The sequence below is a fragment of the Streptomyces sp. NPDC003011 genome, assembly GCF_053591515.1.
Genome location: NZ_JBSFTY010000003.1, coordinates 1 through 15,258, shown reverse-complemented (window position 1 = coordinate 15,258; position 15,258 = coordinate 1). Strand labels below are relative to the sequence as shown.

Sequence of the window (15,258 nt, the reverse complement as noted above, 5' to 3'; positions counted from 1 at the left end):
GCGGTCAGCCGATCCCGGGGATGAGGGAGATGAGCAGGTCGATGATCTTGATGCCGATGAAGGGGGCTATCAGCCCGCCCAGGCCGTAGATCCCGAGGTTGCGGCGCAGCAGCTTGTCCGCGCTGACCGGGCGGTATCGCACACCACGCAGGGCGAGCGGTACCAGCGCGATGATGATCAGTGCGTTGAAGACGACCGCGGAGAGGATCGCGGAGTCGGGCGACGCCAGCCTCATGACGTTCAGCCTGTCCAGGCCCGGATAGACGGCGGCGAACAGCGCGGGAATGATCGCGAAGTACTTGGCGACGTCGTTGGCGATCGAGAACGTCGTCAACGCGCCCCGGGTGATGAGGAGTTGCTTGCCGATCTCGACGATCTCGATGAGCTTGGTCGGGTTGGAGTCGAGGTCGACCATGTTGCCGGCCTCCTTGGCGGCCGACGTGCCGGTGTTCATCGCCACGCCGACATCGGCCTGGGCGAGCGCGGGCGCGTCGTTGGTGCCGTCGCCGGTCATCGCGACGAGCCTGCCGCCCGCCTGCTCGCGCTTGATCAGCGCCATCTTGTCCTCGGGGGTGGCCTCCGCGAGGAAGTCGTCGACACCCGCCTCCTGCGCTATCGCCCTGGCGGTCAGGGGGTTGTCACCCGTGATCATGACGGTCCGGATGCCCATCCGGCGCAGCTCGTCGAACCGCTCCCGCATGCCCGGCTTGACGACGTCCTTGAGGTGGATGACGCCCAGCACCCGGGCGCCTTCGGTGTCTTCGACGGCCACGAGCAGCGGCGTTCCGCCCGCCTTCGAGATCCGGTCGGCCAGGGAGCCGGCCTCAGCTGACACCTCGCCGCCCTGTTCCCCGACCCAGGTGAGGACCGAACCGGCGGCACCCTTGCGGATCGCCCGCCCGTCGGCGTTCACGCCCGACATGCGGGTCTGGGCGGTGAAGGCGATCCACTCCGCGCCGGACAGTTCGCCCTGGTGCCGCTCGCGCAGTCCGTACCTCTCCTTCGCCAGGACGACGACGGAACGGCCCTCGGGCGTCTCGTCGGCCAGCGAGGACAACTGGGCGGCGTCCGCCAACTCGGCCTCGGTGGTGCCCCGTACGGGGACGAACTCGGCGGCCTGCCGGTTGCCGAGGGTGATGGTGCCGGTCTTGTCGAGCAGCAGGGTCGACACATCACCGGCGGCCTCGACCGCCCTGCCCGACATGGCCAGGACGTTGCGCTGCACCAGCCGGTCCATCCCGGCGATGCCGATCGCGGAGAGCAAGGCGCCGATCGTGGTCGGGATCAGACAGACCAGGAGGGCCACCAGCACGACCATGGTGAGGTGGGTGCCGGCGTGGTCCGCGAGCGGTGGCAGGGTGGCGACCGCGAGCAGGAAGACGACGGTCAGCGAGGCGAGCAGGATGTTCAGCGCGATCTCGTTGGGCGTCTTCTGACGGGCGGCGCCCTCGACCAGGCTGATCATGCGGTCGATGAAGGTCTCGCCGGGCTTTGTCGTGATCTTGATGACGATGCGGTCGGACAGCACCTTCGTACCGCCGGTGACGGCGCTGCGGTCACCGCCGGACTCCCGGATGACCGGGGCCGACTCACCGGTGATCGCCGACTCGTCCACGGACGCCACGCCTTCGACGACGTCACCGTCGCCGGGGACGATCTCGCCCGCCTCGCAGACGACGAGGTCGCCGACGCGCAGCCCGGTGCCGGGCACCTGCTCCTCGCGGTCGCCCACGAGACGCCGGGCCACCGTGTCGGTCCTGGCTCTGCGCAGGGTGTCGGCCTGGGCCTTGCCGCGGCCCTCGGCGACTGCCTCCGCCAGGTTGGCGAAGATCACGGTGAGCCAGAGCCAGGCACTGATCGTCCAGCCGAACCAGTCGCCCGGGTCCTTGAACGAGAAGACCGTCGTCAGGACGGAGCCGATCAGCACCACGAACATGACGGGCGACTTGACCATCACGCGCGGGTCGGTCTTGCGCAGAGCGTCCGGCAGTGACCTGACCAGCTGCCCGGGATCGAAGAGGCCCGCGCCGGCACAGCCGTCGCCGGGCTGGTGGCCGGTCGGTGCGTCCTGGTGGGGAGCGAGCGTCGGAGTCGAGGGGGACATGACGTCCTGCTTCTGTGCGTCGTGTGTTCTGATGTCACTGGTCATGACGCCAGCCCTTCAGCGAGCGGGCCCAGCGCCAGCGCCGGGAAGTAGGTCAGACCGGTGATGACGAGAATCGCGCCCACCAACAACCCGGTGAACAGCGGCTTTTCGGTGCGCAGCGTGCCCGCGGTGGCCGGCACCGGCTTCTGCTCGGCCAGCGAACCGGCCAGCGCCAGCACGAACACCATCGGCAGGAACCGCCCGAGCAGCATGGCGATGCCGATCGTGGTGTTGAACCACTGCGTGTCCGCGTTCAGGCCGGCGAAGGCCGAGCCGTTGTTGTTGGCGCCCGAGGTGTACGCGTACAGGATCTCGGAGAATCCGTGCGCGCCGGTGTTCAGCATGGAGTGCGGCGGGGTGGGCAGCGCCATCGCGGCGGCGGTGAAGACGAGCACCAGCGCCGGGGTGATGAGGATGTAGCAGGCCGCGAACTTGATCTCGCGGGTGCCGATCTTCTTGCCCAGGTACTCAGGGGTGCGGCCGACCATCAGGCCGGCGATGAACACGGCGATGACCGCCATGATCAGCATGCCGTACAGGCCGGAGCCGGTGCCGCCGGGCGCGATCTCGCCGAGCTGCATGCCCAGCAGGTTCAGTCCGCCGCCCAGGCCGGTGTTGGACGAGTGGAAGGAGTCCACCGCGCCGGTCGAGGTGAGCGTCGTGGAGATCGAGAAGATCGACGAGGCGCCGATGCCGAAGCGGGTCTCCTTGCCCTCCATCGCGCCGCCGGCGATCTCGAACGCCGGACCGTGGTGGGCGAACTCGGTCCACCACATCAGGCAGATGAAACCGACCCAGATGGTCACCATCGTGGCGAGGATCGCGTAGCCCTGGCGCGGTGAGCCGACCATCCGGCCGAAGGTCCGCGTCAGGGAGAACGGGATCAGCAGGAGCAGGAAGATCTCGAAGAGGTTCGAGAACGCGTTGGGGTTCTCGAAGGGATGCGCGCTGTTGGCGTTGAAGTAGCCGCCGCCGTTCGTCCCCACCTCCTTGATGGCCTCCTGCGAGGCGACCGCTCCGCCGTTCCACTCCTGCGCACCGCCCGTGAACTGCCCGACCGAGTGAATGCCGGAGAAGTTCTGGATCACGCCGCAGGCCACGAGGACGATCGCCGCGATCACCGCGATCGGCAGCAGGACGCGGACGGTGCCGCGCACCAGGTCGGCCCAGAAGTTGCCCAGTTCCCCGGTCCGCGATCGGGCGAATCCGCGTACGAGGGCCACCGCGACGGCCATTCCCACCGCGGCGGACAGGAAGTTCTGCACCGCCAGACCGCAGGTCTGCACCACATGGCCCATGGCCTGCTCGCCGTAGTACGACTGCCAGTTGGTGTTCGACACGAAGGACGCGGCGGTGTTGAACGCCTGGTCCGGGTCGATCGAGGAGAAGCCCAGCGAGCCGGGCAGGCCGCTCTGCGTCCGCTGGAGCAGGTAGAGGAAGAGAACACTCACCGCGGAGAAGGCGAGGACACCACGCAGATAGGCGGGCCAGCGCATCCCGGTGTCCGGGTCGGCGCCGATGCCCTTGTAGATCCACTTCTCCACGCGCAGGTGCTTGCCACAGGAGTAGACCCGGGCCATGTGGTCGCCGAGCGGACGGTAGGCCAGTGCCAGCGCCGCGATCAGCGCGAGCAGCTGGAGCACACCGGCGAGGACAGGGCTCATCGGTGCTCAGAACCTCTCCGGGAAGACCAGGGCGAGGACGAGATAGCCCAGCAGGGCGACGGCCACGATCAGGCCGACGACGTTCTCGGCGGTCACAGCTTCGTCACCCCCTTGGCGACGAGAGCCACCAACGCGAACACCGCGATCGTGGTGAGGACGAAGGCCAGGTCGGCCATCGCGAGCTCCTAGATGAGGTTCCAGTCGAACGGACGAATGAAGCAAAGCGCCTCGCCGCCCGGACGGGGCCGCCGTTGACGCCTCCTTGACGCCGTTCCCCACGCCCTTGACGGAACCCGTACGCCCGGCCCCTCCTCGGGCGGCCACCGGCGCTCCTCGCGGTGCGCGGCAATCACCGACGGCCCGCACCGTCGAGTGCGGGCCGTCAGGTGAGGCGGTCAGGTGAGACGGTCAGGTGATCGTTGTCCCTGTCCGGCTCGCCAGCGCTCTCAGCAGCCGGTTCCGGCCGCGGTCGGGAACCGTCCACAGCGGATGGCCGCGCACCCCCCAGGTCCCCAGGAGGGTGTTGGCGGCGAGGAACCCGCTGGTGGCGGCCCGCTCCATCAGGGCCACGGGCAGGTCGGTGCGCACCAGGTCGCCCGCGAGCACCAGACCGCTCTGCGGGGTCCGTACGCCGGGCCGGTCCGGGTACCCGCCGACCGGGAACAGGGGGCAGTCCCGGCGCCACTCGTGCCGCTCGTCCAGGATGCGCGCGGCCCGGGTCTCCGGGTAGACGCGCCGGAGCTGCTCGACCAGACGTGCGGTCTCGATGTCGCGGTCGGCCTGCTCGGCCAGCGCGTATCCGTGCAGTTCGACCACGGACCCGCCCGTACGCGCCGCCCAGCGGGCGGCCTCGCCCTCCCAGCGCTCCAGGACGCTGATGTTGTCGAGCGAGCCGTATCCGGCCGTGCCCAGGAATCCGGGCCGGTCCGGGGAGACCGGGCGGTCCAGCCAGAGGCGGGAGACGAGGAAGGGCGGGGCGCCGCGCAGCCGGCCGACGCGGTCCCGCCAGGCGGCGTCGCCCAGCTGCGGGGAGCGGCTCACCAGGGCGTTCAGGCCCGGGGCGTCGAGGGCCAGGACGACGGTGTCGTGGCGCGTCTCCTCCCGGTCCGTGGCCACCGTGAAGGCGCCGTCCCGGGTGGGCGCGACACTGTCGACGGCTGTGGAGGTGCGGAGTGTGACGCCGTGGTCGCGCAGGTACGTGCCGAGGGGATCCCACAGCGCCGTCGGGAAGGGTTCGCGGGGAACGTCGAAGAGCAGCCCTTCGGAGGAGCCGAGGAAGTAGATGTGGAACATCACGACCATCTCGGCGGCCGACAGGTTCCGGGGGTCGGCGAAGAAACTGCGGGAGAACACCTCGAAGGCCAGGTGCCGTGCCGCCTTCGGGAAGCGCAGCGAGTGCAGGAAGTCGTGGGCGCTGACGTCGTCGAGCCGGTCGTAGACCTCCGGCACCCGGACGTCGAGCAGCGGGAGGGCGGCGAGGGGACTCATGCGGACCAGGTCCCGGGGCCGGAAGGACGGGCTGAGCGCGACGAATCCCAGGGCGCTCAGCGGCGGGGTGCGCGGGACTCTGCGGAAACTGTCGTGCAGTCCGTCGCTGTGGCGCAGCGGGTAGTCGGGCAGGCCGGTGAGGCGCTCCAGACGGGGATCGGTGCGGCGCAGCAGGCCGCGGAGGTTGTAGTACTGGCGGAAGAAGGCGTGGAAGCCGCGGCTCATGGTGGCCGTGGAGCCGTCGTTCAGGTCGACCGTCCAACCGCCGACGCGACCGCCGAGGTAGGCCTCGCGTTCGTAGAGCGTGACATCGACGCCTCGCTCGGCCAGTGCGGTCGCGGCGGCGAGACCGGCGATGCCGGCGCCCACGACGGCGGTGCCGCGCCGGGTCCCGCTCACCCGGGGCGCGCCGGGCGGCGCGGGCAGGTAGACGGCGCGACGGTCCCGGGCCCGGCGGACGGCGTCCCCCGTCCGGCCCGTCAACGCGCCACCCGGGCGGACGAGCCGGCGCGGCGGCCGACGACGGTGTGGGTGACGCCGGTCTGCCAGCCGGGCAGCGGCAGCGCCCGCACCTGGTCGAAGCCGGACGCGCGGACACGTCGGGCGAAGCGGTCCACCGTGTCGAAGTCGACGACGCTGCGCCACAGATGGCGGTACAGCTCGCCGTCACCGAGTGCGGTGGCGACGGGCAGCACCAGTCCTCGGCACACCGCCGACCAGACCGCGCGGTGGCCCCGGCGGCCGCTGAGGGTGTACTCGTGCACGGCGAGCCGTCCGTGCGGCGCGAGCAGGTCGTGGACGGTGGCGAGGACGGCGTCGGGGTCCGCCACGTTGCGGAAGAGGTAGGCGGCGAACACCGCGTCGAAGGGCCCTTCGACCCCCGCCTGCGGGAGAACCTCCGCCGGAGCGCACACGAACCTGACGCCCGGCGGCCAGGACTTGGCCCGGGCGCGCTCCAGCATGCCGGCGGAGGCGTCCACGGCCGTGATGTCGGCGTCGGGCAGTACGGCGCACAGGGCGGCGGTGGACGCGCCCGTGCCGCAGCCGAGGTCCAGCACGCGCAGGCCGCGGCCGGCGCGGGACAGGCCGAGCCGGCGGACTGAGCGGCGCAGGTGGGCGTGGTAGCCGGGGTTGGCGGCCACCAGCGTGTCGTAGCTGTGCGCCGCATGGTCGAACGCGGCGGCCAGGTCCGCGTCACGCAGCAGGGTCATGCTGTCTCCAGGTGCGGGATGGTGGGTTCCGGGGGCGGGTGAGGGCAGGGGCGTGGCCGGGGCGGATCCGGACGCCGGTGGCTTCCGGCAGCGGGTGCCGAGGGCGTCCAGGCGCGGCGGCCGACGGGATCGCGCAGGGGCCCGGCAGGGCCGGCGGCGGGTGACGGGGACGCCCGCGTCCGCGGTCACGACGTGCGGATCGCCGCGCACGGCCGGTCAGGGTCCGTCGAAGGGGCATCGGGGCAGCCGGGAGACTTCGACGGCGGCACGGAGCATGGGCAGGACGGGCGTGCGCAGGCCGATGCCGAGTTCCTCGTGCAGCCGGGTTCCGCCGTCGAGGAAGCGCAGCAGGCGGACCATGGGGATCCGCGCGAACAGGCGGGAGAAGAAGGCGGCGCCGTCCACCAGGCCGCTGTCGAGGGCGTGCAGCAGAACGGCGTCCATGGCGCGCGACCGCGCCGGGTGGGGCTGCGGCGGCACCGGCCGTCGGCCCCGCCGCAGGGCGTCCGCGACGGCCGCGGTCTGCCGTTGCACGCCGGCGAAGGTGTAGCCCGTCGAGGGCCGGGTGGCTCCTCCCGCCGCGCCGATACGGAAGACCGACGGCGCCGTCTCCCGCGCGAACGGGGCGTCGGTCATGGGGATCACACCGGTCTCGGTCCCGACGACCTCGAACTCGCCCAGGCCGAGCACGGTCGAGGCGTAGTGCCGCAACGCCGCCTCGTACCCGTTCCGGGGCAGCACCGCGGGGGAGAACTCGGTGTACTCCACCAGGGCCTCCCGTGAGCCGGTGGGCAGGACGTAACCGAACGACAGGCCCCTGCGGGGCTGAGCCGTGCGGAAGTCCATCAGCTCCACCCGGGCCGGGTCGAACACCGGACGGCCGGTCCGCACGAACCACCCGTGGAAGTGCTGCAGCAGGGTCGTCCGGGCGGCGGGGAGGCTGCCCAGGGGGCGGGAGTCGAACACCCAGCGGGCCCGCACGGACAGGGGGCGACCGTCCGCCGTACGGCCCGCGATCCGAGCGCCCTGCGGCAGTCCCTCCACGCTCTCGACGGTCGCTTCCAGCCGCCGCACCCCGCGCCCCTGCGCGAGGTCGTGGGTGACGAGGCGCTCGAAGTCCTCCGAACGGATCATCTTGTAGCGCAGCGGGGAGATGTCGTCCTCGATGGCCCCTCCGGTGGGCCGGTGGACGCGCAGGCACCGCCACGAGGAGGTGACGGCGGCGTCGTAGCGGCCCCGGCCGGCCTCCCAGAAGCACCAGGTCCGCCGGGGCGGACGCAGCGGTCCCGGCGGGGCGTCCAGCAGGACGGTGGACAGCCTGCGGTCCCCCGGCGCGGGACAGGACAGCCGGTGGGCCAGGGACAGCCCCGCGGCGCCCGCTCCGATGATGGCGACGTCCGCCTCTAGCACGACCGCTCCCTCCTCCCGAGGCGTCACAGCGCCTGCCGGACCATTCCCTGTGGGGTACCCGTTCGGATGCGGACGAGCGCGGACCGGTGCGGCGGCCGGAAGCCGGTCACCGACCCCGGAGGGGCTCAGGTCTTTGTAGCCCATCGTTTCCCGCGCCGCGCTCACGCAACGCTCACGTGCACGCGAGGGGCCCAACGGCGGGGCTGGTTGGTTTGTCGTGCGGCCGTCACGGCTACAGCTGTGCTGGGCCCGGTGATCACCACGGAGCGACCGCACCTCTTTCACCGTGTTGATTCGACGCAGCCTCACCGACTCGCATCGAACGTGCGTCGAATGGCGTCACCTTCCCGCCGTCGCTCAGAGTTGATGGCAGTCGCAAACTCGTGGGAGAGACAGGTCCGGCAATGGCACTCACGGACAGGCACGGCACGTTCGCGCGAACACATCGACGCGGACGCCGTTCACCTCTTCCCCGCTTTTCGTGTCGCGCCGCATCCGTCACCGAGGTCCGCGCCGAACCGATGACACGACCTCCTGCTCCGATCGTGAGGATCTCGATGAGGGGAACCGGCATGAGCCCGACCGCGGCCGAGGAACACCGCGCGGACCGCCGTCCGCGCGACCACCTCACCCCCGGGCACGGCTCCCCCGCCCGCCCCCACGCCACCCCGCCCGCCGCTCACCCGGCCGGCCGGGACGACCCGCGCGCCGTGGACGCGAACGTGGCCGGTGCCGTACGCGGTGTGCTCACCGAGCTGCTCGCGGAGCGGGTGGCCGCGGCCGAGACCGTCGACCCCCTCTTCGCCCAGGACCTGGCCGCCCGCGTCGCCCGCTTCACCCAGCACGGCGGCAAACTCAGCCGTCCCCGCCTCGTGTGGTGGGCGCTGCGCGCCTGCGGCGGCGAGCCCCCGGCGACGCGAGCCGCCCTGCGCGTCGGAGCCGCCCTGGAACTCATCCAGACCTGCGCCCTCGTCCACGACGACGTGATGGACGCCGCGGCGCAGCGCCGCGGCCGTCCCGCGCTGCACGTCGACGTGGCGGCCCAGTACGCCGAGCACGTCGACGTGGCGGCCCAGTACGCCGATGGCGTCGGCCGCGCCGATGCCGTCCCCGGACCGCGCGAGACGCGCCTCGGCCGGGCGGCCGCGATCCTGGCCGGTGACCTGGCGCTGGCCTGGGCGGACGACGTGCTGGCGGAGACCGGGCTGCCGCCGCACACCGCACGCCGGGTACGGCAGCTGTGGAGCGCCATGCGGATGGAGATGGTCGCCGGGCAGTACCTGGACGTCCACGGCGAGGCCACCTCGGCGCGCTCCCTCGTCCGCGCGATCCGCGCCGCCTGCCTCAAGAGCGCCCTGTACTCGGTGGAACGCCCGCTCGCACTGGGCGCCGCCCTGGCCGAAGCGGACGCCGCCACCACCCGGGCGCTGTGCTCGGCGGGACGCTGCGTCGGCCTGGCCTTCCAACTGCGGGACGACCTCCTCGACGTCTTCGGCGACCCTCACGACACCGGCAAGCCGTCCGGCGGTGACCTGCGCACCGGCAAGCCCACCTACCTCGCCGCCGTCGCCCAGGCGCGGGCCGAGACGGCCGACGACCAGGACGCCCTCGCCGTGCTGCGCGGCACGCTGGGCCGGCCCGACGCCTCCGAGGCCGAACTGGCCGCCGTACGCGATGTGTTCACGGCCACCGGGGCACGCGCGACCGTGCAGTCCAAGATCGACCGGCTGGTGGCCCAGGGGCTGCGGCACCTGGACGCCGCCACGCTCGACCCGCACGGCCGGCAACGGCTGCGCGCGCTGCTGCGCTCCGCCGCCGGCGCCCCGGCGGCGGACGCGGGCGGTGCCACCGCGAACGGCGTGGTCCCCGTGTCGCTGCTGCTCACCGCCTCGGACCAGGAGGCTCCCCGATGATCCGCACCGTTTCCGGGCGCACCGATCATGTCGTGGTCGTCGGCGCGGGTCTGTCCGGGCTGGCGGCCGCGCTGCACCTCCTCGGCGCCGGACGCCGGGTCACCGTGGTCGAGCGCGACGCGTCGCCCGGCGGGCGCGCCGGACACCTGGAGCGACACGGCTACCGCATCGACACCGGCCCCACCGTGCTGACGATGCCGCACCTCGCCGACGAAGCGTTCGCCGCCGTCGGGGACAGCCTGCGCGCCCGTGTCGACCTCGTGCCGCTGCACCCGGCCTACCGGGCCCGGTTCGCCGACGGCAGCACCCTCGACGTCCACACCGGCGCCGAGGCGATGGAGGCGGAGGTCGAACGGTTCTCCGGGGCACGGGAGGCGGCGGGATACCGCAGGCTGCGCGACTGGCTCGAAAAGCTCTACCGGGCGCAGATGCGCCGCTTCATCGACGTCAACTTCGACTCTCCCTTCCAGCTGCTCACCCCCGATCTGGCCCGGCTGGCGGCACTCGGCGGATTCGGCCGCCTGGACGCCCGTATCGGCGGCTTCCTGCGCGACGAACGACTGCGGCGGGTCTTCTCCTTCCAGGCCCTGTACGCGGGAGTGCCGCCGGCCCGGGCCCTGGCCGCCTACGCCGTCATCGCCTACATGGACACCGTGTCCGGGGTGTACTTCCCGCGCGGCGGCATGCACGCCCTGCCCCGGGCGATGGCGGACGCCGCCGCGGCGGCCGGAGCCGAGCTGCGCTTCGAGGAGCCGGTCACCCGTCTGGAGCGCTCCGGCGACCGCGTCACGGCCGTCGTCACCGCACGCGGCCGGATCGCCTGCGACGCCGTGGTCCTCACCCCCGACCTGCCCGTCGCCTACCGCCTGCTCGGCCACACCCCGAAACGTCCCGTACGGCTGCGGTTCTCGCCTTCCGCCGTGGTGCTGCACGCCGGAACGGACCGCACCTGGCCCTGGCTCGCGCATCACACCCTTTCCTTCGGCGCGGCCTGGCGGCAAACGTTCCACGAACTCACCAAGACCGGCCGGCTCATGAGCGACCCCTCCCTCCTCATCACCCGCCCGACCAGCACCGACCCGAGCCTCGCCCCGCCCGGACGGCACCTGCACTACATCCTGGCCCCCTGCCCGAACACCGTTCTGGGCCCCAGCGCGGCCGAGTGGGGCGACCTGGCCCCGGGCTACCGCGACAGTCTGCTGGCGGAGCTGGACCGACGCGGCCTCGACGGCATCGCCGCCGCCGTGCAGGAGCAGTGCCTGGTCACGCCGGCCGACTGGCAGGCACAGGGGCACGCCGCGGGGACCCCGTTCTCCGCCGCGCACACCTTCGCGCAGACCGGCCCGTTCCGGCCGCGCAACCTGGTCGGCGGTACGGCCAACGCGGTCCTCGCCGGGTGCGGCACCACGCCCGGCGTCGGCGTGCCGACCGTGCTGCTGTCCGGGAAACTGGCCGCAGCCCGGATCACGGGCGCCGGCCGCTCCTCCCGTCCCGGACCCCGGCCGCGGCCCGTTGCGCGCAACGCCGAGGAGAGGAAGCCCGCGTGACCGACCGCGAACTCGACGCAGCCGGCGTCACCGATCCCGCGCTGCGACAGGCGTACGCACACTGCAGACGGCTCAACGCCCGGCACGGCAGGACGTACTTCCTCGCCACCCGGCTGCTGCCGGTGGAACGCAGGCCCGCCGTGCACGCCCTGTACGGCTTCGCCCGCTGGGCCGACGACATCGTCGACGCGCTCGACACGGCGGTCACGGCCGACGACCGCTCGGCCCGGCTGCTGCGTCTGCGACGGGAACTGGAGACGGGGCTCCGGGAGGGGAACAGCGACGAGCCGGTGGTCCGCGCCCTGGCCGACACGGCACACCGGTACGCCATCGACCACCGGTACTTCGCCGACTTCATGACCTCGATGCGCGCCGACCTGGACGTCACCGGCTACGCCACCTACGCCGACCTGCGCACCTACACCTACGGCTCGGCGGAGGTGATCGGCCTGCAGATGCTGCCGGTGCTCGGCACGGTCGTCCCCCGCGACGAGGCGGCCCCGCACGCCGCGGCCCTCGGCGTGGCGTTCCAGCTGACGAACTTCCTGCGGGACGTCGGTGAGGACCTCGACCGCGGCCGCGTCTACCTGCCCGCCGACCTGCTGGCGGCGCACGACGTGGACCGCCCGCTGCTGCGCTGGAGCCGCGACACCGGACGGCCTGACCGGCGCGTCGTCGCCGCGCTGCGGGAGTTCGAGCAGCTGACGCGCCGGCTCTACCACGAAGCGGCACCCGGTATCGCCCTGCTCGAACCGGTGTCCCGTCCCTGCATCCGCACGGCGTTCATCCTGTACGGAGGAATCCTGGACGCGGTCGCCGAGGACGGCTACCGCTCGGTCCACCGTCGCGCCGCCGTCCCACGGCGTCGCCGTGCCGCCGTCGCCCTCGACGGTCTCACCCGGGTGCTCGCGGCCAGGCTGCGCGCACACGCGGCGGGGAACCGGCGGATGCCCGCCGCGCGCGTACGGACCGAGTCCGCGCCGACACCGGAGAAGGTCGCATGAAACCCCGTCGACGGTCCGCGCCGGGCCGTGGTCCTTTCTCGCCGTCCGGCCGTGCTCCTCTGTGGCCGGCGGGCGGTGTTCCTCTGTCACTGCGCCGGCGGCCGGTGCGCTGGGAACGACAGCAGCCGACCTGGCGCCAGGCGCGGCCCGCGGTGATCGCCGAAGCCCTGAAACGTGCGCAGACCCGTCCGTCCGGCAACTGGTTCGTGGTGGGCGCGACGCGTGACGTCCGCGACGACCGGCCGCTGTCCGGCACCGTCGCCGACCGCGAGATCGTGGTGTGGCGCACCGCCGACGGGCGGCTCGCGGCGGGTCCCGGTGCCTGTCCGCACCTGGGCGCGCCGCTCGCCGACAGCCCGGTGCGCTGCGGAACGCTCGTCTGCCACTGGCACGGCCTGGCCCTGAACGGGGCACCGGCCGCCGGCTGGGAGCCGCTGCCCGTGCACGACGACGGCGTCCTCGTCTGGGTGCGCCTGGACGAGGCCGGCGGCGAAGCGCCCCTGCCAGCCCCCGTCGTCCCACCCCGCCCGGAGCCGTCGCGGTCGGTCGCGGCCGTCTACACCGGGGTGGGGATCTGCGAGCCCGAGGACATCGTGGCCAACCGGCTGGATCCCTGGCACGGAGCCTGGTTCCACCCGTACTCCTTCGTCGACCTGACGGTCGTCGGCACCCCGGACGCGGTCACCGACGGCTTCACCGTCGACGTCTCCTTCAAGGTCGCCGGGCGGCTGGTCGTGCCCGTCCGGGCGGTCTTCACCACCCCCGGACCACGAACGGTGGTCATGCGCATCACCGAGGGCGAGGGCCGGGGTTCCGTCGTCGAGACGCACGCCACCCCGCTCGGCCCGGACGCCCTGGGCCGCCCCCGCACGGCCGTCGTCGAAGCGGTCGTGGCCTCGTCGGACCGGCCCGGCTTCACCGCGGTCCGCGGAGCGGCCCCGGTACTGCGCCGGTTCATGGCCGCAGCGGCCGGACGGCTGTGGCGCGACGACCTGGCCTACGCGGAACGCCGCTGGCTGCTGCGCTCCACCGGGCGGTTCCCCGGCTGAGCGGGACGCGGGGCGCGGGGCGCGTCGAAGGGGCGCGTGAACGGGCGCGGGTATGGGCCGGGACCGAGGCCACGCGTACCCGGAGCCCCGAACGGCGGCGCGCCGGTACCCAGGGCTCGTTCGCATCCGCCGGACCCCGTCATGCGGAAGAGAGCGCAGGTGAAGCGTCATGAGAGAGCGGCAGGTGAAACGTCATGACCGGTACGACGACCACCGCCGGTCGCATGACCGGAACGGCGGCACCCGTGGCGGACATCGAGCGTGCCCTTCCTCTGGGCCACCCGCCGGCCGAGCGCGTCGGCCACCTCGCGGACGCCGGGCACAGCCACGGCGAGCGCCCACGGTGAGCGTACGGAGGACATCACCGGCGGGCACCGCGCCCGTGGCCGTCCGCCCCCTCCCCACGCGCCGGGGCCGCGCCGGTCCCGCTCTGCCCTCGCCGGGGGCCGCGTGGACGTGAGGAGCGGGCATGACGCGGACGCCGTGCCGGAGGCGGGGGTCACCACCGGCTTCCTGGCGAGGCGGCTGGGCGTGTCGCCCACGACGCTGCGGTCCTGGGATCGCCGGTACGGTCTCGGCCCGGCGCACCGGGCCGACGGACGCCACCGCCGGTGGTCCCCCGGCGACATCGCCATGGTCTTCGAGATGTGCCGGCTGACGGCGGCGGGCGTCCCTCCGGCAGAAGCGGCCCGGGCGGCCAAGGAGCACGCGGGCAGGCGCGCCGACCGCGGCGTGCCGACGTCCGCCTCCCCACTTCCGCGCGGTGCCGTGGCGGACGTACCGGCCCACCGGACGACGGCGCGCGGCACGCGATCCGGCAGTGGCCTTCCCCTCGGCGAGGCACGCCAGGAGTGCAAGGGCCTCGCGCGCGCCGCCGTCCGGCTGGACGCCGCGTCGGTGCGGGAGCAGCTCACCACCGCGATCCGCACGTACGGACTGGTCGTGGCGTGGGAGGAGGTCCTGGCTCCGACGCTTCGGGCCGTCGGCCGCAAGTGGCAGTCGGCCGGCGACCGGTACGTGGAGGTCGAGCACCTGCTGTCCTGGCACGTCTCCACCGCGCTGCGCCACGCCTACGTGAGCGCCGTGCCGGCGCGGTCCGACCCGGGCCGACCGGCCGTCCTGCTGGCCTGTCTGCCCGACGAGCAGCACACGCTGCCCCTCGACGCGTTGAGCGCGGTCCTGGCGGAGCGCGGCACGCCCACGCTGATGCTCGGCAGCGCCGTCCCGGCGGAAGCTCTCATCGCCGCGATGCAGCGCGTCGGTCCCGGCGCCGTCGTGCTGTGGTCCCAGTCCCGTTCCACGGCGAGCCTGCCGCTCGCACGCCACGTCGCCGCCGCCCACTGGGGGATCCGCGGCGCCCGCACGCACAGCCGGGTCCTGCTCAGCGGTCCCGGATGGGGACCCTGCCAGGATTCCGGCCTGCTGCGCCCGCACGGTCTGCGGGACGCCTTGCGCATGCTGGACCCCCTGGACGGACGGGACAAGCCGGAGGGCTGACCGCCGTCCCGGTCACTCGGGCAAGCGGGAGATCTTCACGCAGCGCGGTCCGCATCGACAGGTGCGCTACGACAACGGCCCCGCCCATGCCTGGTCGTTTTCCGGTGGGGCAGCCGCGACGCCGGACATCACGTGGTGGACGCCCCGCAGCACACACTCGCCGCCCAGTGGGTCAACGAGTTGGCCGAGGCCGCGGACGGGCGTACAGCACGAAGGACCCGCCCGGTTGAGCAGGCGGCTGACGCCGAATACGGGTCGGCGCCGCGCGGGGGGGGGGCCCCCCCCCCGCCCCCCCCCGGTTCGCAAGAACCCCGGCGGAAAAAAAACCA

12 protein-coding genes are annotated in these 15,258 nt (G+C 73.2%); 6 read left to right on the top strand and 6 right to left on the bottom strand.

Annotated features, from left to right (window positions below; genetic code table 11):
• Nucleotides 1-4: 4 nt before the first annotated feature.
• The 6 genes from kdpB to ACWD0J_RS02490 all read right to left on the bottom strand — a co-directional run bounded on the left by kdpB (nt 5) and on the right by ACWD0J_RS02490 (nt 7,919).
• A complete protein-coding gene (kdpB, locus tag ACWD0J_RS02515; protein WP_451493965.1) occupies nt 5-2,104 on the bottom strand; it encodes a potassium-transporting ATPase subunit KdpB in 2,100 nt (699 codons plus the stop codon).
• 41 nt (nt 2,105-2,145) lie between these two features.
• Complete coding sequence (kdpA, locus tag ACWD0J_RS02510; RefSeq protein ID WP_451493864.1) at nt 2,146-3,810, bottom strand: potassium-transporting ATPase subunit KdpA; 1,665 nt, start codon at nt 3,808-3,810, stop codon at nt 2,146-2,148.
• A 6-nt stretch (nt 3,811-3,816) separates the two neighbouring features.
• Entirely contained in the window at nt 3,817-3,906 is a 90-nt protein-coding gene (gene kdpF, locus ACWD0J_RS02505; protein ID WP_037896654.1) for a K(+)-transporting ATPase subunit F, read from the bottom strand.
• Between the two features lie 312 nt (nt 3,907-4,218).
• Nucleotides 4,219-5,781, bottom strand: coding sequence for an FAD-dependent oxidoreductase (locus ACWD0J_RS02500; RefSeq protein ID WP_451493863.1), 1,563 nt, complete (start codon nt 5,779-5,781; stop codon nt 4,219-4,221).
• A complete protein-coding gene (locus ACWD0J_RS02495; RefSeq protein ID WP_451493862.1) occupies nt 5,778-6,509 on the bottom strand; it encodes a methyltransferase domain-containing protein in 732 nt (243 codons plus the stop codon). The genes ACWD0J_RS02500 and ACWD0J_RS02495 overlap by 4 nt, the downstream gene beginning before the upstream one ends.
• Nucleotides 6,510-6,725: 216 nt before the next feature.
• Nucleotides 6,726-7,919, bottom strand: coding sequence for a lycopene cyclase family protein (locus ACWD0J_RS02490; protein ID WP_451493861.1), 1,194 nt, complete (start codon nt 7,917-7,919; stop codon nt 6,726-6,728).
• Between the two features lie 572 nt (nt 7,920-8,491).
• On the opposite strand from ACWD0J_RS02490, the gene ACWD0J_RS02485 reads away from it, so the two are divergent.
• From ACWD0J_RS02485 to ACWD0J_RS02460, 6 genes are all read left to right on the top strand, one after another.
• Nucleotides 8,492-9,832, top strand: coding sequence for a polyprenyl synthetase family protein (locus tag ACWD0J_RS02485; RefSeq protein ID WP_451493860.1), 1,341 nt, complete (start codon nt 8,492-8,494; stop codon nt 9,830-9,832).
• The gene (gene crtI / locus ACWD0J_RS02480; RefSeq protein WP_451493859.1) at nt 9,829-11,379 is read left to right on the top strand and encodes a phytoene desaturase family protein; all 1,551 of its coding nucleotides are present in this window, start codon (nt 9,829-9,831) and stop codon (nt 11,377-11,379) included. The genes ACWD0J_RS02485 and crtI overlap by 4 nt, the downstream gene beginning before the upstream one ends.
• A complete protein-coding gene (locus tag ACWD0J_RS02475) occupies nt 11,376-12,383 on the top strand; it encodes a phytoene/squalene synthase family protein (protein WP_451493858.1) in 1,008 nt (335 codons plus the stop codon). Before crtI ends, ACWD0J_RS02475 begins: the two co-directional genes overlap by 4 nt.
• Before the next feature lie 104 nt (nt 12,384-12,487).
• Nucleotides 12,488-13,432, top strand: coding sequence for a DUF5914 domain-containing protein (locus ACWD0J_RS02470; protein ID WP_451493857.1), 945 nt, complete (start codon nt 12,488-12,490; stop codon nt 13,430-13,432).
• Nucleotides 13,433-13,626: 194 nt separating this feature from the next.
• On the top strand, nt 13,627-13,779 hold the full coding sequence (locus ACWD0J_RS02465) for a hypothetical protein (protein ID WP_451493856.1): 153 nt from the start codon (nt 13,627-13,629) through the stop codon (nt 13,777-13,779).
• A gap of 103 nt (nt 13,780-13,882) precedes the next feature.
• On the top strand, nt 13,883-14,929 hold the full coding sequence (locus tag ACWD0J_RS02460; protein ID WP_451493855.1) for a MerR family transcriptional regulator: 1,047 nt from the start codon (nt 13,883-13,885) through the stop codon (nt 14,927-14,929).
• The last annotated feature ends 329 nt before the right edge of the window (nt 14,930-15,258 follow it).

Excerpts from the sequence above, each read along its gene's own strand:
- ACWD0J_RS02495 (WP_451493862.1), bottom strand. The coding sequence starts at position 6,509 with ATGACCCTGCTGCGTGACGCGGACCTGGCCGCCGCGTTCGACCATGCG.
- crtI (WP_451493859.1), top strand. The coding sequence starts at position 9,829 with ATGATCCGCACCGTTTCCGGGCGCACCGATCATGTCGTGGTCGTCGGC.
- kdpB (WP_451493965.1), bottom strand. The coding sequence starts at position 2,104 with ATGTCCCCCTCGACTCCGACGCTCGCTCCCCACCAGGACGCACCGACC.
- ACWD0J_RS02485 (WP_451493860.1), top strand. The coding sequence starts at position 8,492 with ATGAGCCCGACCGCGGCCGAGGAACACCGCGCGGACCGCCGTCCGCGC.
- ACWD0J_RS02465 (WP_451493856.1), top strand. The coding sequence starts at position 13,627 with ATGACCGGTACGACGACCACCGCCGGTCGCATGACCGGAACGGCGGCA.
- kdpA (WP_451493864.1), bottom strand. The coding sequence starts at position 3,810 with ATGAGCCCTGTCCTCGCCGGTGTGCTCCAGCTGCTCGCGCTGATCGCG.